Origin of the sequence: Paenarthrobacter sp. AB444 (assembly GCF_028736865.1) — a bacterium.
GTDB classification, from domain to species: domain Bacteria; phylum Actinomycetota; class Actinomycetes; order Actinomycetales; family Micrococcaceae; genus Arthrobacter; species Arthrobacter nicotinovorans_B.
In genome coordinates, this window is the sequence record NZ_JAQZBY010000003.1 from 115,195 (window position 1) to 137,631 (window position 22,437).

Below are 22,437 nucleotides of genomic sequence, written 5' to 3' on the forward strand. Positions count from 1 at the left end.
GAGGAATGGGACAACGCTCTGTAAGTTACATCACAGCTGGGGCATAGACAACGGACAATTCAAAATAGTCATAAGATGACTTGAGCCACTTCACGGAGAATTTCCGGCAATAGTGGCCTTCTGTGGGTAAGAGATACGATGTCTTGATGCGAAGGCATGACAATGTGTCCACACCGATGCCCGGGCGGTCCGGTGCGGTAGCGTGATACCGGGATGTGAAGGAGGGGACGCATGGGTGCTGTTGAAACGGCAATGCAGGGCCTGAGGAACAAGATCGCTTCGGGGGAACTCGCTGCAGGCCAGAAGTGTCCTCCCGAAGCTGAGCTGTCGGCCCAGCTGGGTGTCTCAAGAAGTTCCTTGAGGGAAGCTGTGCGGGCGATGTCCGCGCTGGGCGTCATGGAGTCCAGGCACGGTTCCGGAACCTATATCTCGTCCTTGGAGCCGACGGTGATCCTCCAGAATTTCGCCCTGCTGGTGGATCTGCTGCCACTGGACGGGTTGCTGGAACTCTTCGAAATCCGCAGGCTCATGGAATCCCATGCCGCTGCTGCTGCAGCCGCCAACGCCACGCCGGAAGTCCTCGCAAAATTGACGGCGCTCGTGGAGGGGATGGAGGCCACCGACAGCCCCAGTGAGTACTCCGAACTCGACTCTCAGTTCCACGAGGAAATCTGCCGGGCGAGCGGGAATTCGACGCTCAACGCACTGGTCAGGCTTTTCCGCTCGCGCGGCGGGCACTTCCATATTTTCGACGGCGAGGACGGTGCGGCCGTGCGCGAGGACAGCACCGCCGGCCACAGCGCAATCGTGGCTGCGATCGCGCGGCGGGATCCGACCATGGCGGCTACGGCGACGGCCGCCCACATTGCCCAGACCGAGATCTGGCTCAAAAAGCTCAGGCCGGAACCCCGGCTATAAAGCTGTGGCTTCTAGGAGCCCGTTTCATAATGCGGCTCGGCTACGGGCTTGGATTCGGGTGAACCGCGCTCCCGCAGATAGACGGATGCTCCTACCAGCACCCCGACGGCCAGGAATTCACTTTGCCAGTTCTGGAAGGACTCGAACCAGAACTGGCTCGAAGCCATGTACTCCCACGTGGAAACCTGTTGCAGGCCGTGGCTAAGTTGTTCCTCGTTGTAGGCCGCCGTACCCCCGAGGGCGTGAAGGGTGAAGGAGGCCAGGAACAAGAGCGCCAGCAGCCCTGAAAGTGAGTGTTCGTAGACCTTCAGGACCCAGCCGCCCCGCCTGACGGGCCACGGCGTTTTGGCCGTTGGCTTGGCATCACGGGGGTCTTCGTCCTGGGGAGCCTTCTTGCCCATGGGCTTGGACTCCGAGGAACCCTTCTGGAAGAGGAAGACAGTGAGGACCACATACATGGCCATCTGGAGGAACTCGGACTCCCAGTTCTCGAAGACGGCCTCCACGAAGTGGCCGGTGCCCAGGTATTCAAAGATGCCGACAGGGGCCCCGCCGTGGGTTTGTTGTTCCTCGCTGTAGTTCGCGGCTCCTGAGAGAATCATGCCGCCGAAGAAGACGGCGAACAGGCCGAGGTTTGCCAATAACAGGCCGTGGTTCTTTACCCACTGGCGTACGGGTCCGCGTCGGCCCAACTGGCCGTGGTTCCCCTTGGAAGCTTCACGGCTTTGGACGGGTCCTGGCATGTTCACTCCTCCTTGGCGTTTCCGTTGCCGTTCATGCCGCGGTGGTAAAGCCACAGAGGCATTCCAACCACCAACAGCAGCAGCATCAGGACTATGAAGCCGCCGGCCACGATGCCGGCAGTCCTCCCGGCCGTGAAGTCGAAGACAAGGGTCGCGGAGCCAACAATCAACACAGCGACACCTCCCAGCGCCCACTTGGTGACTCCGTCAGCGCTGGAAACGAGGGTTGCTTTAAGTCCGCGGCGGAAGAGCCTTCGGTGCACGCTGACGGGGATGACGATGAGCACTGTGGTAAGGGCTGCCACCATGACGTTGAAGAGGTACAGGCCCCGTTGCCAATCGTCCAGTTCTCCGAAGCGCGATTGGAAGGGAAGCGTCAGCAGGAATCCGCCCAGAATCTGGACGCCGGTTTGGAGGACCCGCAATTCCTGGATGAGTTCCATCCAGTTGCGGTCCATGCGTTCTTCCGTGGACTCGTTCCTGCCAATCCTTGGAACTTGTTCCTGCTCTGCCATTCGTATGCCTCCGCAGCAATTGGTGGACGCCGGGGGTGTGCCGGACTACGGTCGGACTGTCAGCACCCCTCGAACTTTTCGGGGCCTCAAGCGGATTCCAAGGAGGACAAATGAGTCATGACGAGCACCGGGTCGACCCGGACAGCGAGCCCGGCGGCTACGGTACGCCGACTCCCGAGCAAGAACTCCCAGGCAGTGGCAGCGGAGCCGAAACCCCCGAGCGTCCCGCGCAAGGCGTTCCCGACGTACCGGGCGACGACTTTCCCACACCCAAGGATCCGGATGCCGCTCCACCTGCCGCGGCGACAGGGCAGGAGTCCGGCGAAGGGTAGGTGCGCCAGAGGGCCGTCTCCGCGTCCAGCTGATGAACGCGGGGAACAGCCCCCGTTGACCTGTTGGAAGTCCTCGGATGCGCTCTAAACCGTATGACCCCGACGGTTCGACATGAAGCTCAGCAGCCAACCAATGGCCGCGATAACGAGGAGGACAACACCTACCCACAGCAACCAGCTCAGGGCCTGCGAGAAACCGCCCACAAGAAGAAGAACAATTGCTACTACACCAGCAATGATCAGAAGTGTATTCATGGTCAGCACATTCCTTTCCGGGGAATCTTTGGTGAATCCGGGATTCCCGATTATGCATTCCGGTTTACTTCGATGTGGTTATGCCGGTACCAAGAGGCGTTTCCGCAGCCTCGAAGTGCCTTCGTATCGTTACCAGCCGGCGGGCTTCGTTAGGATATGAAGTTCGCCAGCTGTGAACAGCAACACTCCTCATTGTACTACTAAGCACCCTTATGAAAGGCTTATCGCAGTCGTCACCTGATGATTGGGCAGTTGCCGCAGACGTTTTGCGGCACGTTTTTGGCTCACATGAACGTCCATGAGAGGAACACATGAAAGCGTCACAGCAGCTTGCAGACAACCTTCAAATCGTCCTGACCGACCTCATCGAGCTGCAGCTCCAGGGGAAGCAGGCGCACTGGAACATCGTGGGACCGAACTTCCGCGATCTCCACCTCCAGCTGGACGAGCTCGTCCTGGCAACGCGGCAGTTCGCTGATGACACCGCCGAGCGCATGCGTGCCCTCCACGCCCTGCCGGACGGACGCAGCGCAACCATCGCCAAGGGAACCCGTCTTGAGGAATTCCCGGCCGGGCTGGTGAGCACCAAGAATGCCGTCAAGCTGGTCACCGACCGGGTGGAGCGCGCGGTTCAGACCATGCGCGACGTTCACGACGAGGTTGACGAGGAAGATCCGACGACGGCGGACCTGCTGCACGCGTTCATCGCCCGCCTTGAGCAGCTGGTCTGGATGATCAATGCCGAGATCATGAACGCCGGCGCAGCCGTGACGGACCCGGACGAGGCCTGAGCAAGAAGCCCAACGGCCCAGCAAAGACAAGGCCCAGACCGTGCCACGGCTGAAGAGAAGTGACCTTTCCAAGCCCGGCATCGTCCGCCGAAAGGTTGGAACGGGGTTCAGCTACCGCCATCCCGACGGCAGTTTGGTCAGCAAAGAGGATCGCCAGCGCATCAACGCGCTGGCGATCCCGCCTGCGTGGACCGACGTATGGATCAGCCCCTACGAGCATGGGCACATCCTGGCCACCGGCGTTGATGGTGCCGGGCGCGGCCAGTACATCTACCACCCCCGCTGGCGGGAACGGAAGGACACAGAGAAGTTCATCCGGGCTGCCACCCTGGGCCTGGTCCTGCCAACAGTCCGTCGCAATGTGACGGTCCACCTTCAGGATGAGACCGACCCGAAGCAGCAGACGTTGGCAGCAGCGGTCCGGCTCATGGACCTGGGAGCGCTCCGCGTTGGATCCGAGGTCTACATGAAGCAAAACGGCTCTTACGGACTGACGACGCTTCGATGCCGACACGCCAGGGTGGCAGGGCCGGATGTCTTCCTGAAGTTCCCTGGCAAAAGCGGACATCTGTGGGACACGTCCATTCACGATCCCGCTCTCGCGGCCTTTCTCGAACCCTTGGCGGAGCGTCCAGGGAAGGAGCGGCTGCTTGCCTACCAGGACAACGGAACCTGGGTTAACGTCGACGGGTCCATGATCAATGAATACCTCCGGGGCATTGCCGGAGAGGCATACTCTTCCAAGGATTTCCGGACGTGGAAAGGCACTGCCGCCGCCGCGCTTTGCCTTATCAAATCCGGCCACAAGGGGACTCCCCGCCAGGCCATCACCAGGGCCATCAAGGAAGCGTCGGAGCTTCTGGGCAACACTCCGTCAGTGGCCCGCTCCTCGTACGTGGATCCCCGGATCATCGAGGCGTACCTTTCGGAAGAACTGAAGGACGTGAAGCCCACCGAGGCATCGGTCGCAGCATTCTTGAACAGTTAGACGATTCGCCCCAGGGAGTGGGGCGGAAGCCAAAAGAGCCTGGCGGCACCCATCTCCGGTGCCGCCAGGCTCTTTTCGTATCGCTGAGGGTTTGGGTGTCCCTACTCGGCGTCGTGGTCCGTTTCCAGGATCTTCACCAGGCTGTCCAGTGCTTCGTCCGCACCGTCGCCTTCGGCGCGAAGCACCACCACGTCACCGTGGGAAGCACCCAGGCTCATGAGGGACAGGATGCTGGCCGCGTCCATGGCGTCGTCGGCCGGCTCTCCCTGGCGGGCGATGGTGACGTCGATATCCAGGTCTCCCGCTGCTTCAGCGAAGATGGCTGCCGGACGGGCGTGGAGGCCGACGCGGCTTGCGATGGTGGCTGTACGTTCGGGCATTGGTGCTCCTTTGTGGTGGTGGGTGGCTTCGTGGGAAGTCTAGACGCTGACGGTTGCCGGGGTGGCTTCCGCTTCAACCGGCTTCTTCACGGCCCAGCGCTTGAGGGCGATGACCAGCAGTGCGGTGATGACTACGCCAACAGCGATTGAGAGGAAGAACAGCAGGAAGTTGTCGATCGCGAAGAAGACAAACAGGCCGCCGTGGGGTGCCTTGGACGTAACTCCGAAGGCCATGGACAGTGCACCCGTTACGGCGCCGCCCACCATGCTGGCGGGGATGACGCGCAGGGGGTCGGCTGCGGCGAACGGAATGGCGCCTTCGGAGATGAACGAGGCACCCAAGAGCCAGGCCGCCTTGCCGTTTTCGCGCTCGGCAAGGGAGAACAGCTTCTTGTCCAGCACAGTTGCCAGGGCCATGGCCAGCGGCGGAACCATGCCTGCTGCCATGACGGCTGCCATGATCTGCCACGGAGCCTGGTTGGAGACGCTCGCGGCGCCAAGGCCGGCAACAGCAAAGGCGTAAGCGACCTTGTTGACCGGACCGCCGAGGTCGAAGCACATCATGAGACCCAGGATGATGCCGAGGACGATTGCTCCCGCGCCGGTGAGGCTGGAGAGTCCGGCATTGAGGGCGTTGGTGAGTGCCACGATGGGGGCGCCCAGGATCAGGAACATCAAACCGGAGGCAACCAGGGACGCCAGCAGCGGGATAATCACCACGGGCATCAGGCCGCGAAGCCAGCGTGGGACATCGAGCTTGCCGATCTGGTAAGCGACGTAGCCTGCCAGGAGACCGCCGACAATACCGCCCAGGAAGCCTGCGCCCATGAACCCGGACACCGCACCGGCCACGAAGCCGGGCGCGATACCGGGACGGTCCGCGATGGCGTAGGCGATGTAGCCGGCCAGCGCCGGAACGAGGAACCCGAGGGAGAGGGCGCCGATCTTGAACAGGACAGCGCCGAGGTAGGCGCCCAGCGGGCCCCAAGCGTTGTCCGGGAACTCGGTGGGCAGGTTGAAGATGCTGTTCTCGACAACGATCTTGTCCGCAAAGCTGGTGATCAGGTAGCCGCCCATCAGGAAGCCAAGGGCGATCAGGAGACCACCACCGGCCACGAACGGAATCATGTAGCTGACACCGGTGAGGAGGGCGCGCTTGAGCTTCTGGCCGATGTGCTCACCCTTTTCCTCTTCGGCACGCTCCGCCTGCTCTTCGGCACCGAAGTGTGGGACGCGGCGCGCATGCGGGTCCTCGGCGGCGGCAAGGGCTTCCTGGACCATCTTGGCGGGCTCGTCAATGCCTCGCTTGACCGGCGCGTTGATCACCGGCTTGCCGGCGAAGCGCTCCTTGCCGCGAACGTCGACGTCGACGGCGAAAATCACCGCGTCCGCTGCCGCAATCACGGCCGGGTCCAGAGGCTTGGCGCCGGAGGAACCCTGCGTTTCGACCTGCAGGTCAACGCCCATTTCCTGTGCTGCGGCAACCAGGGAATCAGCTGCCATATAGGTGTGCGCGATGCCGGTGGGGCAAGCGGTCACTGCCACGATGCGCTTGGGTGCGGCAGCCGCCGTCGTGCTCGCTGCGGGAGCCGCTTCAGGGGCAGGTGCCGCGTGCGCAGCAGGCTTGTCCGCCAGGGCGCCATCTACCAGCTCCACGATCTCCTGTTCGGAGGATGCTGCGCGCAGCGCTGCCGTGAAGTCCTTTTTGATGAGGGAACGGGCCAGCTTGGAGAGCAGCTTCAGGTGCTCCTGGTCCGCGCCGTCCGGGGCTGCGATGAAGAAGATGAGGTCCGCCGGGCCGTCCTTGGCGCCGAAATCCACCTTGTGCGACAAGCGGGCCATGGCCAGGGCGGGCTCAGCTACAGCGGCGGAGCGGCAGTGCGGGATGGCGATGCCACCGGGGACGCCGGTAGCGGTCTTCTGCTCGCGGGCGAAGGCGTCGGCGAACAGGCCTTCGACCTCGGTGGCACGGCCAGCGGCGGCAACTTTGCCGGCCAGGACGCGGATGACGTCGGCAGGGGAGTCGCCCAGGTTCTGGTCGAGGGTGACCAATTGGGGTGTGATCAGCTGGGTCACTGTTAGTCCTTCTGGAGGGCCGTGATGGTTACGGCGTCGGGGGCTGTCTGGTGGACTGCCGGGACAGTGGAGCCCGGCAGCGAAGCGGCAGCGGCACCATGTGCCACGGCTTGACGGAGGCAGTCCTGTGCGGAACCGCCCTGGGTTGCGGCCAGCAGGTAGCCGGCCAGGGAGGAATCCCCGGCGCCTACAGTGCTGACCGCTTTGATTGGCGGATGCGTGGCAAGCCACGCTCCGTCTGCGGTCACCAGGACTGCGCCCTTTGACCCCAGAGTTGCGAGAACGGCACCCACACCGCTGGCGACGACGGCGGCAGCAGCTTCGGCGGCTTTGGCCGGGTCTGCTTCCAGTTGCTCAGCTGTGGAGACGTTCGTGAAACCGGCAGCGGCGGCAAGCTCTGCGAGCTCTTCCGCGTTCGGCTTGAGGAGGTCCGGTTTTCCCAGGGCATCGCCCTCCAGGGCCGCCGCCAGCGGGGCTCCGGAGGAGTCGATGGCGATGCCGGGAGCAGCCGTTCCATCCGCGGCCGACCGGAGCCGGCGTGCGATTGTGGCGTAAAAGTCCGCAGGTACTCCTGGTGGGAGTGAGCCTGCGAGAACAACCCAGCTGGCGCCACGGGAGCGCTCCAGCAACAGCCCGATCAGGGCCTCCTGCTGTTCACCGCTCAGCTCCGGGCCGGGTTCGTTGATCTTGGTGGTGACGCCATCCGGTTCGGTGAGCGTGACATTGCTGCGCAGCGCCTGACCGATGGGCAGGGCCGCAAACGGCACGCCGCCGTCGTGCAGTCCGGCGAGGACGGGATCAGCATCCGCGCCCGGCAGGACTGCCAGCGTTTCGAGGCCGGAGGCCACGAGTGCCCGCGACACGTTGACGCCCTTTCCACCGGATTCCTGATGGACGGCGACGGCGCGTTGCACCTCGCCGCGGGCCAGGGCGCCGGGGAGTTCGACGGTGCGGTCCAGGCTCGGGTTGGCCGTGAGGGTGACGATCATGCGACCACCACGTCTACGCCGGCGTCGGCCAAAGCCGCCGAGAGTTCAGCCGATGGCTGCTGGTCAGTAATCAAGGTGTCAACATCCTTCAAGGTGGCGAACTGGACCAGGGTTTCGGCATCCAGCTTGGACGAATCGGCCAGGGCCACAACGCGGCGGGCTGACTTGACGAAGGCCGCCTTTACGGCGGCTTCCTCGGGATCGGGCGTGCTCAGCCCGAAGACGGGGTGGATCCCGTTGGTGCCTACGAACGCGATGTCCGGCCGGAGCCGGTAGGCGGCTTCGACTGTGGACTGCCCGACGGCGGCCTGGGTCAGTCCGCGGACACGACCCCCGAGGATCTGGAGCGCGACGCCCTGAGTTGAGGAGAGCTTGCCGGCAATGGGGATGGCGTGGGTGATCACCACCAGCTCTTCCGTGCTGTTGGCCGAAGGGGTCCGCTGGGCCAGCAGTTCGGCGAGGGTCTCCGTCGTGGAGCCGGCGTCAAGGAGGATGCTGCCCGTGGTGGGCTCGGGAATCAGGGCGAGGGCGGCGCTTGCGATGCGGAGCTTTTCGGCCTGGCGCTGTACGGCTCGCTCGAGGATGCTTTCCTCACGGGTGCTGAGGCGGTCGGAGGGCACGGCGCCGCCGTGGACCCTCCGGAGGTTTCCGGAGACTTCAAGGGCTGCGAGATCGCGGCGGATGGTCTCAGTGGTGATGCTGAAACGATCGGCGAGGTCGGTCACGCTCACCCGTCCGCGCTCTGCGACGAGTGCGGAGATCAGTTGTTGGCGTTCTTCAGCGAACACTTACCCTCCATTGCGGTAAAGCCGGATTTTCGATGCAGCCACTTGCGTGATTGCTGTCACAACGATGTGGAATTGATTGACTCTATCTTTGTTTGTGTTGGTAAGTCAATAGAAACCAACATAAACACAGATTGCTGCTGCGGTGCGCAACGGTATCCGGGCATGAAAAAGGGCATGTCGCGCTCCCTGTAGCGCGACATGCCCTCGTATCGGATCCTGACTGGGGGAATTCTGCCGGGATCCGGTCCTTGGGGTGCGAACCGTCCTAGGTGGACGGCGGGTTCCCCGGTCCTGGGCTGCCCGTTCCTGGGCTGTCCTGTCCTGGGCCGCCCGGCCTTGCGGGCGGCGGGACAGCCGGGTCCGGGGTGGGTTCCGGGACGGGCGGCGGGCCTGGTTCAGGCAAAGGAACCGGCTCGGGAGTCGGCCCGGGTCCGCGAGGCGGGGTGGGTTGGCCCGGGTCCGGAAAACCGCTCTCCATCAAGCACTCTTTTTCCGGGGCAAGTGGGCCGGCCTGAGACTTTCCGGGGCGCTGGACGGGTACCGGCTGGAGTCCCATCCGGAGCTCCTGTAGTCGATGGGCAGGTTGTCCGGATCCGGAGGATCGGGCAGCTTGTGCCTGCCGGACTGTCCATACCGGCCAAGGCTCCGCGCCTTGCTGGATGATTCCCTCTTATGTGATTCCGCGTGCATGCTGTCCCTTTCGGTAGCTCCAGAACTACTGCTGCTCTCCATGGCCGCACCGTTGCGGTCAGTCGGGAATTTCCATCCGGAAGCCGCAATGGCATCCAAGGATTCGCGTGTTGATGAGGACCTCGTACATCCGCAGCTGGCCCCCGGGCTTCAACACCAAAGGGGTTTGTATCCTCCGAAGTTCGCAACTGCTGGTCTTCATGGGTTCGCCGCAGTGAAGATACTGACCGCCGAACTGAAGTACGCCTTGGGTGATGCCGGGCCGGTTGAGTACTGCAGCTACCCGTTGGACCGAGGCAATCTGCTGGTAGGAGTACCGGCAGGCGTGACACTCATATGCCACGTCCACCATGTTGGGCGCCGGTGGATAGTGGGATTGGATCGAATTCACCAAAAGATGCTTGTCAGTATTGCACCGGGCGCACCAAAGGGGCTCGTCAGGCGGTTGGTGGGCTTCGTCCGGAACTCTGGACGCTGGCTGGGCCGGCATGGGTCTGTACCTCGGCATCAAAAATGCGGGTAGCCCGTCTGCATGAGCCGTAAAGCCTGTCCTGGGAATGCGGGACTGTAGGTAGATTGTGCACATAGGTGCACCGCATATGCAAGGATTCTGATGTCATTCCCTGAAGGGGTGACGGGGAGCTTCCCCCCGACCGTAAACTAAGGCATGGACGAAATGAACGTTGAATTGGCGCTGCCTGAACCGGCCTCGGCGCCCGACGATATTTCGGTACCTGAACGGCTTCAGGACCTTGTTATTGACAGCGAGGATGTCGGTGGATTCCTCGGAGATCTCGCTGTGTTTTCAGCCGCGGCAGTATCGGCAGCCGTAGGCCTGAACGTGCATTGCGGCATCACCCTGAGCCGGCGAAGGCGTACGGCCACAGTGGCGGGCAGTACCCATGAAGCCAGGCTGATCGACGAAGTCCAGCAGGCATACGGTGATGGTCCCTGCCTCGAGGCGATGCGGACGCACTCCACCGTGCACGTGCCCGATACGTCCACCGAGTTGCGTTGGCCGGACTACTGCAAGGTGATCGCGGACCGTGGCCATCTTTCCGCCCTCTGCGTTCCCTTGGAGCTGGATGAAGGGGCTACCGCCGCCCTGAACTTTTTCGCTCCGCAGGCCGGCGCCTTCAGTGATGCCATCATTAAGGAATGCGAGCTGTACGCCAGCCAGGCGGAGCGCTCGCTGCGCCTCGCTGTCCGGATCGGTGTGAAGCAGCAGCACGCCGACGACCTCAAGGACGCGATGCAATCGCGGACCGTTATCGACCTGGCCTGCGGCATTATCATGGGGCAAAACCGCTGCACCCAGGACGAGGCGTTCCAGATCCTCAAGAAAGCTTCCAGCAGCCGGAACCAGAAGCTGCGCGACGTTGCCGAGGGGCTGGTCAAGAACGTGGCCAAGGAGTCGCCGGTCGCCCATTTCGAGCCTTGATGCGCTTCCACCGCAGGCCCTTGGCCAGTCCGTGACTTGTGACCCACGCCACTGGTGAACTACATTTTAGGTGGGTTAAGCAGATAGCCTTTGGAGCCTCATGACGTGGTGCCATCCCGAATGGCCCAAAAACTGCACTCTCAGCCGAGGTCACTATCGACCGGCTGGCAGCTTCAACGCATGCTGGCTCCTTGTAGTAGCAAAGGAGAACGGCAATGACGCTTGGATCCCTTCCTGTCCCTAAACCTTCACAAGGGTCGATGACTGTGCCCCCTGTGACCGAAGCACGGCCGTGGTGCACAGCATGCGCCACGGATTCCTACATTTTCGTGGAGACGGTGGTGGAGTCAGAACCACACCAGTCGGAAGTGGTCGACGTCAGCTACACCTGCAGCGAATGCGATACGTTCTATGCCCACCCCGTCCGCTTGGCGACGCTGGTGCCGGCAATTCAACAGGAGTTTCTTTCCACCGCCGCAGCAGGGCTGTGGTTCAGTTGCACCCACTGCGGCGATCCCATGACACTGGGCCGGCCTGCTGAACACGTGATTGAGGCTCCCCGGAGCACGGACGATCCTGAAGGTCCGAATCTTCTTGAGGTGTACTTGCAGACCCAGGTGCTGCATTGCCGTTGCGGTTTCCAAATGGAGGTTCCACGCCACATTGGATAACCGCCGCTTCTGACTAATCCAGGGTGGGAGGGGTGATCGTGCGTACGTTTGGGGTGGAGGAGGAACTGCTGATCGCCGATCCTTCGGACGGTATGCCCTTGGCCATGGCGGCGGAGATCCTGGACGTGGCGGCGGCACAGAACGGGGATGCCACGGATGATGCCGCGTCGCTGAAATCAGAATTCAAGCAGGAGCAAATCGAAGTCAACTCCCGCCCGTGCCGCACGGCGGCCGAACTCAGGGCTGAGATCCGTGCCGGACGATCCTTGTCCGACAAGGCAGCAAGAACGCTGGGCGCAAGGGTGGCGGCCTTGGCCACCCCGCCTGTTTTTCATGCGACACCCACTGCGGGAAACAAGCGGTACGCGGCCATGGGTACGGAGTTTGGCCTGATTTCACGCGAGCAACTCACATGTGGCTTCCACGTCCATGTGTCCATCGAGTCAGCTGAGGAGGGTGTTGCGGTCCTGGACCGCATGCGTCACTGGCTGCCCGTCCTGCTGGCGTTGAGCGCCAATTCGCCCTTCTGGATGGGAGCAGACACCGGCTTCGCGAGCTACCGCACCCAGATCTGGAACCGCTGGCCCACTGCCGGCCCCATGGATGTCTTCGGCTCGGGCGACGGTTACCGGAACGTGCTTGAGTCGCTCCTGGGCACCGGCGTTCCCATGGACGAAGGCATGATCTACTTCGATGCCCGCTTGTCCCGGGGCCATCCCACCGTTGAGCTCAGGATCGCCGACGTGTGCCTTTACGCCGAGGACGCGCTCACTCTGGCTGTCATCGCGCGTGCATTGGTGGAGACTTCGGCGGCTGAGTGGCGGCGCGGCGAGCCGCCGTCGAGCGTTTTGACCCATGTGATCCGCATGGCCAACTGGAAAGCCAGCCGCTTCGGCATCAACCGCGAACTCCTGCACCCGCTGGAGCAGACCCCCGTTGCCGCTCCGGAGGTTGCCGGCGCGTTGCTGCGCCACATCAGGCCGGCACTGACCAAAGCCGGGGACCTGGCTGCCGCCCGGGCCGGTGTGGCCACCATCCTCCGCCGCGGTTCAGGTGAGCGGCTGCAGCGCCAGGCCTATGCGCGGCGCAAGCGGCTGTCCGATGTCGTGTCCGCCGCGATCGCGTCCACGCACCAGGACGGGGAACTTTCCGACGCCGGCCTGCTGAGCCTTTGACGACGATAAGGTTCGACGACGGCGGCCCCGTGAGCCGCCGTCGTCGAACCTTTTAATTCGGGTCAGGGCGGTTAGCCCTGGTTGATGCGGATCATGTTGCCGGAGGGATCGCGGAACGCGCAGTCGCGCGGTCCCCACGGCTGGTCGATGGGCTCTTGGAGGACTTCTGCTCCGGAGGCACGGAGCTTTTCGAACGTGCCGTCGAGGTCGTCCGTGCTGAACACGAGCATCGGCATGACGCCTTTGGTGAGCAGTTCCTGGATGGCGTCGCCGTCGGCCTGGGAGCGGCCGGCATGCGGTGGGGAGAGAACGAGTTCGAGGTCCGGCTGGGCGTCGCTGCCCAGGGTCACCCAGCGCTGGCCGTCGGAGCCGACATCGTTGCGGACCTCCAGGCCAAGGGCGTCGCGATAGAAGGCGAGCGACTCATCTACGTCGTTGACAGTGACGTGTGCGTACTTCAATGAAATGTTCATGAATCCCACGCTATTGCAGCTGTGACGTGGGCGCTTCTTCGATCCTGCTCAGGTTGTTGCTGCCTTTTCTGTCCGGGCGTGTGTGCTGCTTTGCGATGCAGTTGGGCATGGCCTTGACCGCTTGGTGCTCCCGGGCACGGTACTCGCTGGGTGTGATTCCCACGATTTCGGTAAAGCGGCTGCTGAAGGAACCCAAGGACGTACAGCCCACCTCCATGCAGGCGTCGGTCACGCTGGTTCCCGCGCGCAGGAGGGCCATGGCCCGCTCGATCCGCCGCGTCATCAGGTAGTTGTAGGGCGATTCCCCGTAGGCGGCCTTGAATTGGCGGGAGAAGTGGGCTGGGGACATGAGGGCGCCGGCCGCCATGGTGGGCACATCCAAAGGACGCGCGTACTCGCGGTCTATGAAATCGCGGGCGCGCCGCAGATGGGCCAGGTTGGCCAATTCCTGCGGAGTCATGGCGTCAGTCTACTAGGCTCATGCCCATGGATTCAGTGGTCTGGTCAAAGCCCGAAAACCAGCGCAAAGGCACCCCGCTGCTTGTGATGCTTCATGGTTACGGCACCAGTGAACAGCGCATGGTCGACCTTTTTGACCGCCTGCCGTCGGCTTTCACCTGTGCTGCTCTGCGCGGACCGAAAGCTATAGGTGACCACTACGGCTGGTTCCTGCTGGACTACTTCCTCACCAACGACTTTGCCGACGTGATCACGTCCACCAACGCAGTGTTCGACTGGATCAATTCCGTGAAGGACAACCACAGCAGTGTCAGCTTGCTGGGCTATTCGCAGGGCATGGCCATGGCCAGCACCCTGCTGCGTCTGCGTCCCGAGTCCTTTAAGGCCACCGTGGGCTTGTCCGGGTTCGTCCTGGACAATGACCTCCTGGCCCTGAGTGAGTCGTTCGACACTCCGCCGCCGTTCTTCTGGGGAAGGGACAAGGCGGACCCTGTCATCAATGAGGACGCAATCGCCCATACGGAGGAGTGGTTGAACGCGAATACGGCCCTGACGGCGCGGACCTACCCAGGGATGGGGCACAGGATCGAGCCGGCGGAACTTGTAGATGTCAGTGCGTTCCTCAAGTTCTACGTGCTGGGTTAGCGACGGATTAGAAGGGATTCCCGTCCCGTAATCAAACCCATGGTGAGATTCGCGTCACATTTTTGCATTCAGCCGCACTCTATTGAATGACAAAATTGTAAGCGCTTACACTTTTGGCTGTTGTCCCGCTTCGGGACGTATGCCAAGGCGTCAGGCGGGAATGGAAAGGGTTGAGGCCGTGTTGCATGGTTAGGACTGACAGGGTGACAATCCAGGACGTGGCCGTCCTGTCCGGTTTGTCGATTTGCACCGTGTCCCGGGCACTCAGGAAGCTCCCCAACGTTTCCGAAAAGGCCCAGTTGAGGGTGGCCGAAGCCGCAAGCAAACTAGGCTACAAAGCCTCGGCTGCTGCCTCCAGATTGGCCGGCGGAAGTACAGGTTCCGTAGCCATCGTTGCACCCACCGCCACGTCGTGGTTCTTCGCCCAAACCGTGGAAGCCGCGGAGGAAGTCCTGGGTGACAGCGGGTACGACACGGTCCTGATCAGCCTCCGGAACAAAGACAGTGTCCGCAGGCAGTTCTTCGGGAACCTGGAAAACCTCGCCCAAAGGGTGGACGGGCTGCTGTTGCTCAATATTGACCCCGACCCCGAAGAGATGGAAGCGTTGGAAGCCTGCGGACTGGCGGTGGCCAGCGTAGGCATGCGAAATGTTCCGTGGGACAATGTAGGTATCGATGACGAACACGCGGCCTGGCAGGCAACCCAACACCTGCTGGACCTGGGCCATTGGGATCTGGCGGTTCTCTCGAGTGCTGAACCCGTTCTGAACGACGTCCCAAGATTCCGTGGCTTCCGCCGTGCGCTGGATGAACACCACCTCACCGTCCACCCGGACCTTGTGGTCTCCTGTGATCCCAGCATCGACGACGGACGACGCGCCATGGCTGAGCTCATCACGCGTGGTGCCCGGCCCACGGCGGTGTTCGCCCATTGCGACGAGGCTGCGTTCGGCGCCATGACCGCGCTGCGCGAGTACGGTTTGTCCGTGCCGAAGAATGTGTCCGTGATCGGGATAGACAACCATCCCATGAGCGGGTTCCTCGGCCTCAGCACCGTGGCGCAACCGGTCGCCGACCAAGGCGCCTTCGCAGCGAACCTGCTGTGTGACCGACTCCTGAATAACGAACCCTCCCATCAACCCTCGAACCACTTGCTCGATACCAAGCTCATCGAACGCAAAACCACGCGCCACAAGCGCTGAACGGAACCATGCACATGACTGATCTTCGTAATGCCTGGACAGGCGCCTCAGCCCTTTTGTTCGACCTCGACGGCGTGCTGACGCCCACTGCAGTAGTGCACGAGCAAGCGTGGCAGGAACTGTTCGACGGCTACCTGTCCGGAATCGGGCACCTTGATGGCTACCAGGAGAGCGACTACTTCGACCACATCGACGGCAAGCCACGCTTCGATGGCGTCCGGGACTTCCTGGCCTCCCGTGGCATCGCGCTGCCGGAAGGTCCAATCGACGACGCGCCCACGAACCAGACAGTCCAGGGCCTGGGTAACCGCAAGAACGCGATCTTCAATGAGATCGTGGACACTCGAGGCGTCGAGCCGTACGAAGGATCCGTCAAATTCATCAACGCGGCCCTGGAACGGGGACTCAAAGTCGCCGTTGTTTCCTCCTCCCGGAACGCCCCAGCGGTGCTGAAGGCCGCTGGATTGGACCACCACTTCGAGGTGGTCGTCGACGGCCAGGTGGCCGCCGCCGTCGGACTTCCCGGCAAACCGGACCCCGCCACCTATGTGTACGCCGCCGGGCTCCTTGGGCTGCCTGTGGAGGAATGCATCGTGGTGGAAGACGCCGTGTCCGGGGTGCAGGCCGGCGCGGGGGCTCCGTTTCATGCCGTGATCGGCGTTGACCGCGGAGCAGGCCGGCAAACCCTGCTGGACGCAGGCGCCACGCTCGTGGTCGATGACCTCTACGAACTTCTCTGACCCTACTTTTTTCGAAGGATTTCAACCGCCCATGGCACTCATCAGCTCCGATCGGCTGCGTTTCCCCTGCGAGCCCTGGAAGCTTGTGGAAAACATCCACGTTCCCGGTGACGAGGGAACTTTGGAAACGCTGTTTGCGCTTGGCAACGGCCATCTTGGCATCCGTGGTTCACATTCCACGGCCGGAGACGGGGAACTTCCCGGCACGTTCATCAATGGCTTCCATGAAATCTGGGACATCAAGCACGCCGAGAACGCCTACGGCTTTGCCAGGACGGGCCAGCGGATCGTCTACGTTCCGGATGCCAACAACTTCACGGTTTCCATCGACGGCGAAGCCCTGAGCCTGGCCGAGTCCACGGTGCTGGACTACCACCGCAGCGTGGACTTCTCCACGGGCATCTACGAGGAACGCATCGTGTGGTCCTGCCGCTCGGGGGCTACGGTCACCACTGTTGAGCGCCGCGCTGTTGGGTTCGATTCCCGCGGGTGTCTTGGCCTGGAACTGTCCTTGTCCGCGGACCGTGACGTGTCCGCTGACATCACCTCCGGCGTCGTAAACCGCCAGGACCAGCCTGTGGAGGACCACTCGGTCCACGACCCGCGGCGTTCCGGCCGGCACGCGGGCCGGGTACTTCTCCCACTTCACCTGCACGGCGCCGATGGTTCGCTGCGCCTTGCCTGGGAAACCTCGGAGTCCCGCCAGCGCGTAGCCATGGCTGTCGACCACTGGATTTCTGCCGAGGGCCAGCCGTTCGAGACGCTGGTGGCCGAGGACGAATCATCCGTCCGTTATGTCTTGGCCATCCACGACGGCGACACTTTCCGTCTCGAGAAGTCGGTCAGTTACGTTGTGGCCGGCTCTTCTGACGCGGAAGACCGGGGCGAAAGACTGGCCGCGGACGCAGAAGCCAACTTGGTGCCGTTCCCGGAGATCCTTGCGCAGAGCAAGGCACATTACGACGAGTACTGGACCACGGCCGATGTCTCGATCGGCGGTCAGCCGGAGATGCAGCAGGCAGTTCGATGGAGCCTCTTCCAACTCGCGCAGGCCACCGCCCGTGCCGGAGTGGCCGGCATTCCCGCAAAGGGCGTGAGCGGTTCAGGCTATGAAGGCCACTATTTCTGGGATCAAGAGGTCTACCTCCTGCCTTACCTGACGTACACCAACCCGTGTGGTGCCAGGAAGGTCCTCGAATCACGGCATGCGATGCTTCCGGATGCCAGGGTGCGTGCCAAGGAACTCAGTGTGGACGGCGCGTTGTTCCCGTGGCGCACCATCAACGGCCTGGAAGCCAGCGCCTACTACGCGGCCGGCACAGCACAGTTCCACATTGCCGCAGCCATCGCTTTTGCTGCCAACCGTTACCAGTGGGCCAGCGGCGATGAGACATTCAGCGCAGAGCTCGGTGCCGACCTGTTGATCGAGACCGCCCGCATGTGGGCTTCCTTGGGCTTCTTCGGCAAGGACGGCATGTTCCACATCCACGGCGTCACCGGGCCCGACGAATACACGGCTGTGGTCAACGACAACCTCTACACCAACGTCATGGCACGCTTTAACCTCCGGGCGGCAGCCGCGCTGGAGCATGAGGGCATCGCCGAAACCGAGCGCATGGTCTGGAGGCAGGCCGCCGAACGGATGTCGCTTCCCTATGATCCCCACCTTCAAGTGTTCAGCCAGGACAACGACTTCATGACGCTGGAACCCTGGGACTGGAACACGCCCAAGTCCAAGTACCCGCTGCTGCTGAACTTCCACCCGTTGGTGATCTACCGGCACCAGGTCCTCAAGCAGGCTGACACGGTGCTGGCGATGTTCCTTCAGTGGCAGGACTTCACCGCCGAGGAAAAGCAGCGCGCCTTCGACTTCTACGATCCCATCACCACAGGGGACTCCACTCTGTCCGCGTGTGTCCAGGGAATCATGGCAGCCGAGGTTGGCTACGGCGATGTTGCTCTGAAACACTTCACCGAGGCATTGTTCATCGACCTCGACAACTCCCATGGCAACACCATCGATGGCGTCCACATTGCCTCCACTGGCGGCATTTGGAGTTCCCTGGTGTGCGGTTTCGCCGGTATGCGCGACCAAGGCGATGTCCTGCGTTTCGACCCCCGGCTGCCCGCTGAATGGGAGGGGCTGTCCTTTAAGCTCAAAGTCCAGGGACGACTGCTCGCCGTGGACCTGGCGCAAGGGTCCATTGGACTCACCCTCGTGGGAGGGCCCGGTTACAGCGACCGGCCGCTGCTGTTGAAGGTGCGGGACTCCGACGTCACCGTCGGTGCGGAGACCGTCACTGTGGCGCTGGACGATGTTCCGGTGCCTCCGCCGTCGATCTTCCCCAGCGTCTTCCCGACGGCGGGACTTCCGATCATCCGTTAGTCGACTTACGTGGCCCGCGAGGTGTGGTCCTCAATCAGGCCGCTCGCCGCGATCTCCCGCAGCGAGTAGATGGCCATGGCTGCTGACTTCCGGTCCCGGAAGCAGACGGAGAGGGCAAGTTCCGTCCCGTCATCATCGACGAGCCGGACACGGCAATCTCCGTCTGCTTCTTCGAACAATTCGAAGTGCCCGGCCACCTAGGCGACCCCCTTGCGGGCGGCAGCCGCCGCTGCTTCTTTTGCCGGCGGCTGCGTGTGGTCTTCCTGGGTTCGTCGCCGGTCCAACTCGCTGTTGATCAATTCCAGGAGCGCTTGGGCTGGTTCGGAAAGGTGGTGGGTGTCCGGGGAGCCCAACTGGTCGCAATGCAAGAGCACGTGGCGGATCCGCTCGAGTTCGCGTGAAGGTACCAAGGGCCAGCGGTGAAACAGTTGCCTCACGGCCAAGGCCCCCAGCAGGGCGTCGGGTTTGTTGGCTGCGCTGTGCCTTCCCTGGGGAACTGCTGCTCTTCGTCGAGCTACAGAAGCGGCGGAAGCTGCTGCCCCATGAATTTGCACAATGGTGGCTTTGGGGGGATTGGGGGCCATCAGGACCTCCCTGTTTGAAGCGAAGGAAGCCGGCTGCGTGACTTAAATGTAGCTTACAGAATGTGAGTTATGTCATGTCAATCGTTACGCCAGGTTGCCGGCATCATGGATTACCCTGCGGCACGGAACCTGCGATAGTGGCAGGATGACCGACCAGCAGGAGTTGTGGGACGAGGAAACCGCCCAACGCTACGACACTCCGGGAGAGGGCATGTTCTCCCCGGCAGTTCTAGGTCCTACCGTGCAGTTCCTGTCAGAACTTGCGGGCGGGGGCGCCGCCGTCGAGTTTGCCATAGGTACCGGTCGGGTGGCCGTGCCTCTCTCCGAAGCCGGTGTCGCGGTGAGCGGAATCGAACTTTCCCATGCCATGATCCGGCGCCTTCGAACGAAAGTAGACCATCAAACCATCCCCGTGGTCCAAGGTGACATGGCAGAGGCGCGGATCCCGGGGGAATTCACGCTGGCTTATCTGGTGTTCAACACCATTGCGAATCTACTGACCCAAGAGGAGCAAGTCCGTTGCTTCCAGAACGCGGCACGGCATTTGGCACCCGGTGGCTGCTTCGTTATTGAGCTTTGGGTGCCGCAGCTGCGCTCGCTGCCGCAGGGACACAAAGCAACGGTGGAAGTGAGCCAGCCAGGGTACCTGTTGGTGGATACCTATGACGTTCTTCGCCAGCACGTTGTCTCGCACCACGTCCAGTTCGAGGAAGACCTTTCCAGCCGGGTGGCGCGGATAGGCCGGACGCCGCACCGCTATGTCTGGCCCAGCGAATTGGACCTCATGGCCAGGTTGGCGGGGTTCCACGTGGAAGCCCGTTGGGCGGACTGGGACCGGAGCGAATTTACGGCTGAATCGCGCAGCCATGTATCGGTGTACCGGCTTAATGATCGCTGAAGCCAGGGCGGACCTGCCGGGTTCTTAGACGCGTGAGAGGTCCCGACTGTCTTCCGCATCGCGCTGGCGGCCGGGCAGTGGTGGGGCTGTGGACTGGTAGTCGTGCCCGGTGGGGGTTTGGAGTGTAAGGGTGTGGCGGGTGTTCGTGCCTGGTTCGCCGGGGGTGGTGGTCCAGCCGGGGATTTCTTTGCTGTGGTTGCAGGCTTCGCATAGCCCGGCGCCGTTTTCCAAGGTGGTGGGTCCGCCCTGGTGCCAAGGGATGATGTGGTCGGTGTGGCGGATGGGCGCGTCGCAGTAAGGGGTCCGGCAGGTGTGGTCGCGGGTTTCGATGAAGCGTCTGAGCCTCGGTGGGAAGAGCCTGGCTTTGGAGTCGGTGCTGATCAGGTCCCCGGTGGCCGGTGCGGTGTAGAGCCGGCGCAGCCACAGACTGTACTCAGAGTCCACTGCGGGCTTTTCCCCTCCCGCCGTCGCCTGGGCGGGGTTTGTCAGTTCCCTTGCCCACTGGGCCGGGACGATGCCATAGCCCTGGAGTCGGGCCGGTTCACTGTCGCCGTGGAACAACGTACGGTCGGTCATGACGAGCTGAAGCTCAACCCCGTTGATTCCGCCGGCTTTGCCGGTCAGACGCTCAACGAGAGTGTCGGCCATGACCTGGCCACGGGAACGTTCCACGGCACCGGGCCGCGACCGGGCCGTGTCCGCAGCCTTGGACAAGGCCGCAAACACCGCCACGCCTTGGGCCACCGGAAGCAGCGCGGTCAGGACGGTCATGGTGTCCGGGGCGGGCCGCAGACTTACCGTCCGGTCCGACACGGCACGGCCCGCGCGTTGAGCGACAGTCCGCGGGTCCCGCCGGTACGCGGCGGCCCTCGCGGCGGCGACAATGACCTTATCCCCGGCTCCTTCGAACGTCCCGGTGTCAGCTGCAAGTTCGGCATCGACGCCGGCACGGTCCTCGACCGAAAGACACGCTGTCTCGCGCGCCAGCAACGTGGCCCGCCACTCACTCAACTGACCCGACTCCAGGGCAGCCATGGTGTGCGGCATCTCCGCCACCAACGCCTTGGCCAACCCGAACAGCCGGGCACCGCGGTTCGGGGACTCCCGGCGCGCCAACGCCACCTCCGCCCCGACGCCCCGGCCCTGCTCCGCCGCGGGAACACCCCGCGCGGCCTCGCTGGCGCGCTGGGCTGTATCAAAAGCAACAGCCACCCTGGCCTGCAACCCACAGATCGCAGATTTCAAAGCCTCCAACTCTCGAAGCTGGGCTATCAGCTCCCCGGTATCGGCGCTCAAGGGAAACGAACCGATGGCAACGATGCAATCAGCTACATCAGACAGGGGCGCGCCAGTTCTTTTCGTCTCCCCAAGGTGTATCTGCTCCATGCCCCAACTCTTCCAACCAACAACAGCACCCAAAAGGCACCAACCGCCCTATGTGGAAAAGCCAGCCAATCCCTAGGCCGCAGCCAACACCACCCGCGCCCGCACCGTGATCGTGGCACCCAGGACCAGGGCGGCAGCGACGGCAGCCGCGATCGCCGTCGGGAATGACTCGGGGGCGTCGGAGCTGCGGCCAACGGTGATCCACACCAGACCCCATGCGATGGCAGCGGCCAATGCGAGCCTGCCGTGGCCTTTGACGGCCAAAGCCACACCAATCAGCGCCACCACCACCAGCACGGCGACCGACCACACCTCGGGCCGCAGGCCGAGGCCGGAGAAACCAAAGGCCTTCAACGCCGACGCAATATTGGCGCAAACAGCCACACTGGTCCAGCCGAGGTAGAGCCCCAGGGTTCCGTCCACCACCACAGCTTCAACCCACGAGTAAGAGCGCGTCTGGCTGTACCGCAGAAAGGCCAGGACCAACGTCACCAGAAGTGCCAGAATCACCAGAACGCTGACAAGAAGCCAACCAGCTTGGACGGACAGGATCCACGCGGCGTTGAGGATCATGGACGCGGCAACGACCCAGCCCAGGGCGCGCTGCCGGGAATTTGAGCGCTGCGATGGCAGCCACTGCCACACGGTGTACCCAATGAGCCCTGCGTACACCACGGACCAGATCGAGAAGGCGGGCGTAGCCGGTGCGAGAAGGGTGGAGTCGGCTGCCAAGGCGCCGCCTGCGGCCTGCGCAATGGGCGTCCCACCAAAGACGCCGACGCCGATCATCGAGCCAACGATGCAGACAACCAGGCTGGCTGTCACAGTGATTTGCCGCCTGATATCAGGGCTTCCGGTTGCCATGTGATTAGCCTCTTTCCTTCTCGGATGTGCGGTTTCATGCATTCACGG

General features: G+C 62.9%; 26 protein-coding genes. 12 read left to right on the forward strand and 14 right to left on the reverse strand.

What is annotated here, in order from left to right; genetic code table 11:
- The first annotated feature begins 231 nt into the window (after positions 1 to 231).
- On the forward strand, positions 232 to 918 hold the full coding sequence (locus PQ627_RS05725) for a FadR/GntR family transcriptional regulator (protein ID WP_144661712.1): 687 nt from the start codon (positions 232 to 234) through the stop codon (positions 916 to 918).
- 11 nt (positions 919 to 929) lie between these two features.
- Here PQ627_RS05725 and PQ627_RS05730 read toward each other — a convergent pair whose 3' ends face one another.
- Together PQ627_RS05730 and PQ627_RS05735 are read right to left on the reverse strand one after the other, a co-directional pair.
- Positions 930 to 1,661 (reverse strand): DUF6766 family protein, encoded by a 732-nt coding sequence (locus PQ627_RS05730; RefSeq protein ID WP_274259209.1) that lies wholly within the window; start codon positions 1,659 to 1,661, stop codon positions 930 to 932.
- A 2-nt stretch (positions 1,662 to 1,663) separates the two neighbouring features.
- Positions 1,664 to 2,176, reverse strand: coding sequence for a DUF6328 family protein (locus tag PQ627_RS05735; protein ID WP_274259211.1), 513 nt, complete (start codon positions 2,174 to 2,176; stop codon positions 1,664 to 1,666).
- A gap of 110 nt (positions 2,177 to 2,286) precedes the next feature.
- Here PQ627_RS05735 and PQ627_RS05740 point away from each other — a divergent pair, with 110 nt between their 5' ends.
- Positions 2,287 to 2,508: a hypothetical protein gene (locus tag PQ627_RS05740; RefSeq protein WP_144661714.1), complete on the forward strand. Its 222-nt coding sequence runs from the start codon at positions 2,287 to 2,289 to the stop codon at positions 2,506 to 2,508.
- An 84-nt stretch (positions 2,509 to 2,592) separates the two neighbouring features.
- Here the strand turns inward: PQ627_RS05740 and PQ627_RS05745 are convergent, their stop codons facing one another.
- Positions 2,593 to 2,763 (reverse strand): hypothetical protein, encoded by a 171-nt coding sequence (locus PQ627_RS05745; RefSeq protein WP_186313616.1) that lies wholly within the window; start codon positions 2,761 to 2,763, stop codon positions 2,593 to 2,595.
- Positions 2,764 to 3,074: 311 nt separating this feature from the next.
- Between PQ627_RS05745 and PQ627_RS05750 the strand changes: the two genes are divergently transcribed.
- Both PQ627_RS05750 and PQ627_RS05755 read left to right on the forward strand, forming a co-directional pair.
- Positions 3,075 to 3,554: a Dps family protein gene (locus PQ627_RS05750; RefSeq protein ID WP_274259215.1), complete on the forward strand. Its 480-nt coding sequence runs from the start codon at positions 3,075 to 3,077 to the stop codon at positions 3,552 to 3,554.
- Between the two features lie 40 nt (positions 3,555 to 3,594).
- Positions 3,595 to 4,542 (forward strand): DNA topoisomerase IB, encoded by a 948-nt coding sequence (locus PQ627_RS05755; RefSeq protein ID WP_274259217.1) that lies wholly within the window; start codon positions 3,595 to 3,597, stop codon positions 4,540 to 4,542.
- Positions 4,543 to 4,643: 101 nt separating this feature from the next.
- On the opposite strand, the gene PQ627_RS05760 is transcribed toward PQ627_RS05755, so the two are convergent.
- The 5 genes from PQ627_RS05760 to PQ627_RS05780 form a co-directional block, all read right to left on the reverse strand.
- Complete coding sequence (locus PQ627_RS05760; protein WP_144661719.1) at positions 4,644 to 4,922, reverse strand: HPr family phosphocarrier protein; 279 nt, start codon at positions 4,920 to 4,922, stop codon at positions 4,644 to 4,646.
- Positions 4,923 to 4,961: 39 nt separating this feature from the next.
- Entirely contained in the window at positions 4,962 to 6,998 is a 2,037-nt protein-coding gene (locus PQ627_RS05765) for a PTS fructose transporter subunit IIABC (protein ID WP_144661720.1), read from the reverse strand.
- 2 nt (positions 6,999 to 7,000) lie between these two features.
- Entirely contained in the window at positions 7,001 to 7,987 is a 987-nt protein-coding gene (locus PQ627_RS05770; protein ID WP_274259219.1) for a 1-phosphofructokinase family hexose kinase, read from the reverse strand.
- Positions 7,984 to 8,775, reverse strand: a complete 792-nt coding sequence (locus tag PQ627_RS05775) for a DeoR/GlpR family DNA-binding transcription regulator (protein ID WP_144661722.1) — start codon at positions 8,773 to 8,775, stop codon at positions 7,984 to 7,986. The genes PQ627_RS05770 and PQ627_RS05775 overlap by 4 nt, the downstream gene beginning before the upstream one ends.
- A 748-nt stretch (positions 8,776 to 9,523) precedes the next feature.
- Entirely contained in the window at positions 9,524 to 9,856 is a 333-nt protein-coding gene (locus tag PQ627_RS05780; RefSeq protein ID WP_260842453.1) for a hypothetical protein, read from the reverse strand.
- 276 nt (positions 9,857 to 10,132) lie between these two features.
- On the opposite strand from PQ627_RS05780, the gene PQ627_RS05785 reads away from it, so the two are divergent.
- The 3 genes from PQ627_RS05785 to PQ627_RS05795 all read left to right on the forward strand — a co-directional run bounded on the left by PQ627_RS05785 (position 10,133) and on the right by PQ627_RS05795 (position 12,752).
- Positions 10,133 to 10,906 (forward strand): GAF and ANTAR domain-containing protein, encoded by a 774-nt coding sequence (locus PQ627_RS05785; RefSeq protein WP_274259223.1) that lies wholly within the window; start codon positions 10,133 to 10,135, stop codon positions 10,904 to 10,906.
- A gap of 260 nt (positions 10,907 to 11,166) precedes the next feature.
- Positions 11,167 to 11,577 carry a hypothetical protein gene (locus PQ627_RS05790; protein ID WP_274259226.1) on the forward strand — a complete coding sequence of 137 codons (411 nt, stop codon included), beginning with the start codon at positions 11,167 to 11,169 and terminating at the stop codon, positions 11,575 to 11,577.
- A gap of 32 nt (positions 11,578 to 11,609) precedes the next feature.
- Positions 11,610 to 12,752: a glutamate--cysteine ligase 2 gene (locus PQ627_RS05795; protein WP_373458808.1), complete on the forward strand. Its 1,143-nt coding sequence runs from the start codon at positions 11,610 to 11,612 to the stop codon at positions 12,750 to 12,752.
- Positions 12,753 to 12,823: 71 nt separating this feature from the next.
- Here the strand turns inward: PQ627_RS05795 and PQ627_RS05800 are convergent, their stop codons facing one another.
- Entirely contained in the window at positions 12,824 to 13,225 is a 402-nt protein-coding gene (locus PQ627_RS05800; RefSeq protein ID WP_274259230.1) for a VOC family protein, read from the reverse strand.
- 10 nt (positions 13,226 to 13,235) lie between these two features.
- Positions 13,236 to 13,685 (reverse strand): helix-turn-helix transcriptional regulator, encoded by a 450-nt coding sequence (locus PQ627_RS05805; RefSeq protein WP_144661727.1) that lies wholly within the window; start codon positions 13,683 to 13,685, stop codon positions 13,236 to 13,238.
- Between the two features lie 26 nt (positions 13,686 to 13,711).
- Between PQ627_RS05805 and PQ627_RS05810 the strand changes: the two genes are divergently transcribed.
- From PQ627_RS05810 to PQ627_RS05825, 4 genes are all read left to right on the forward strand, one after another.
- Positions 13,712 to 14,329: an alpha/beta hydrolase gene (locus tag PQ627_RS05810; RefSeq protein WP_144661728.1), complete on the forward strand. Its 618-nt coding sequence runs from the start codon at positions 13,712 to 13,714 to the stop codon at positions 14,327 to 14,329.
- A gap of 203 nt (positions 14,330 to 14,532) precedes the next feature.
- Complete coding sequence (locus tag PQ627_RS05815; RefSeq protein ID WP_274259233.1) at positions 14,533 to 15,531, forward strand: LacI family DNA-binding transcriptional regulator; 999 nt, start codon at positions 14,533 to 14,535, stop codon at positions 15,529 to 15,531.
- A gap of 8 nt (positions 15,532 to 15,539) precedes the next feature.
- Complete coding sequence (locus PQ627_RS05820; RefSeq protein ID WP_274259235.1) at positions 15,540 to 16,271, forward strand: HAD family hydrolase; 732 nt, start codon at positions 15,540 to 15,542, stop codon at positions 16,269 to 16,271.
- Positions 16,272 to 16,302: 31 nt separating this feature from the next.
- Complete coding sequence (locus PQ627_RS05825) at positions 16,303 to 18,657, forward strand: glycoside hydrolase family 65 protein (protein ID WP_274259237.1); 2,355 nt, start codon at positions 16,303 to 16,305, stop codon at positions 18,655 to 18,657.
- Positions 18,658 to 18,662: 5 nt separating this feature from the next.
- Here the strand turns inward: PQ627_RS05825 and PQ627_RS05830 are convergent, their stop codons facing one another.
- The gene (locus PQ627_RS05830; protein WP_274259239.1) at positions 18,663 to 18,854 is read right to left on the reverse strand and encodes a YegP family protein; all 192 of its coding nucleotides are present in this window, start codon (positions 18,852 to 18,854) and stop codon (positions 18,663 to 18,665) included.
- Positions 18,855 to 19,241 carry a hypothetical protein gene (locus PQ627_RS05835; RefSeq protein ID WP_274259241.1) on the reverse strand — a complete coding sequence of 129 codons (387 nt, stop codon included), beginning with the start codon at positions 19,239 to 19,241 and terminating at the stop codon, positions 18,855 to 18,857.
- Between the two features lie 145 nt (positions 19,242 to 19,386).
- Between PQ627_RS05835 and PQ627_RS05840 the strand changes: the two genes are divergently transcribed.
- Positions 19,387 to 20,139 carry a class I SAM-dependent DNA methyltransferase gene (locus tag PQ627_RS05840; RefSeq protein ID WP_274259244.1) on the forward strand — a complete coding sequence of 251 codons (753 nt, stop codon included), beginning with the start codon at positions 19,387 to 19,389 and terminating at the stop codon, positions 20,137 to 20,139.
- Between the two features lie 24 nt (positions 20,140 to 20,163).
- On the opposite strand, the gene PQ627_RS05845 is transcribed toward PQ627_RS05840, so the two are convergent.
- On the reverse strand, positions 20,164 to 21,525 hold the full coding sequence (locus PQ627_RS05845) for an HNH endonuclease (protein ID WP_274259246.1): 1,362 nt from the start codon (positions 21,523 to 21,525) through the stop codon (positions 20,164 to 20,166).
- A 72-nt stretch (positions 21,526 to 21,597) separates the two neighbouring features.
- Positions 21,598 to 22,389, reverse strand: coding sequence for a tryptophan-rich sensory protein (locus PQ627_RS05850; protein ID WP_274259248.1), 792 nt, complete (start codon positions 22,387 to 22,389; stop codon positions 21,598 to 21,600).
- Between the last annotated feature and the right edge of the window lie 48 nt (positions 22,390 to 22,437).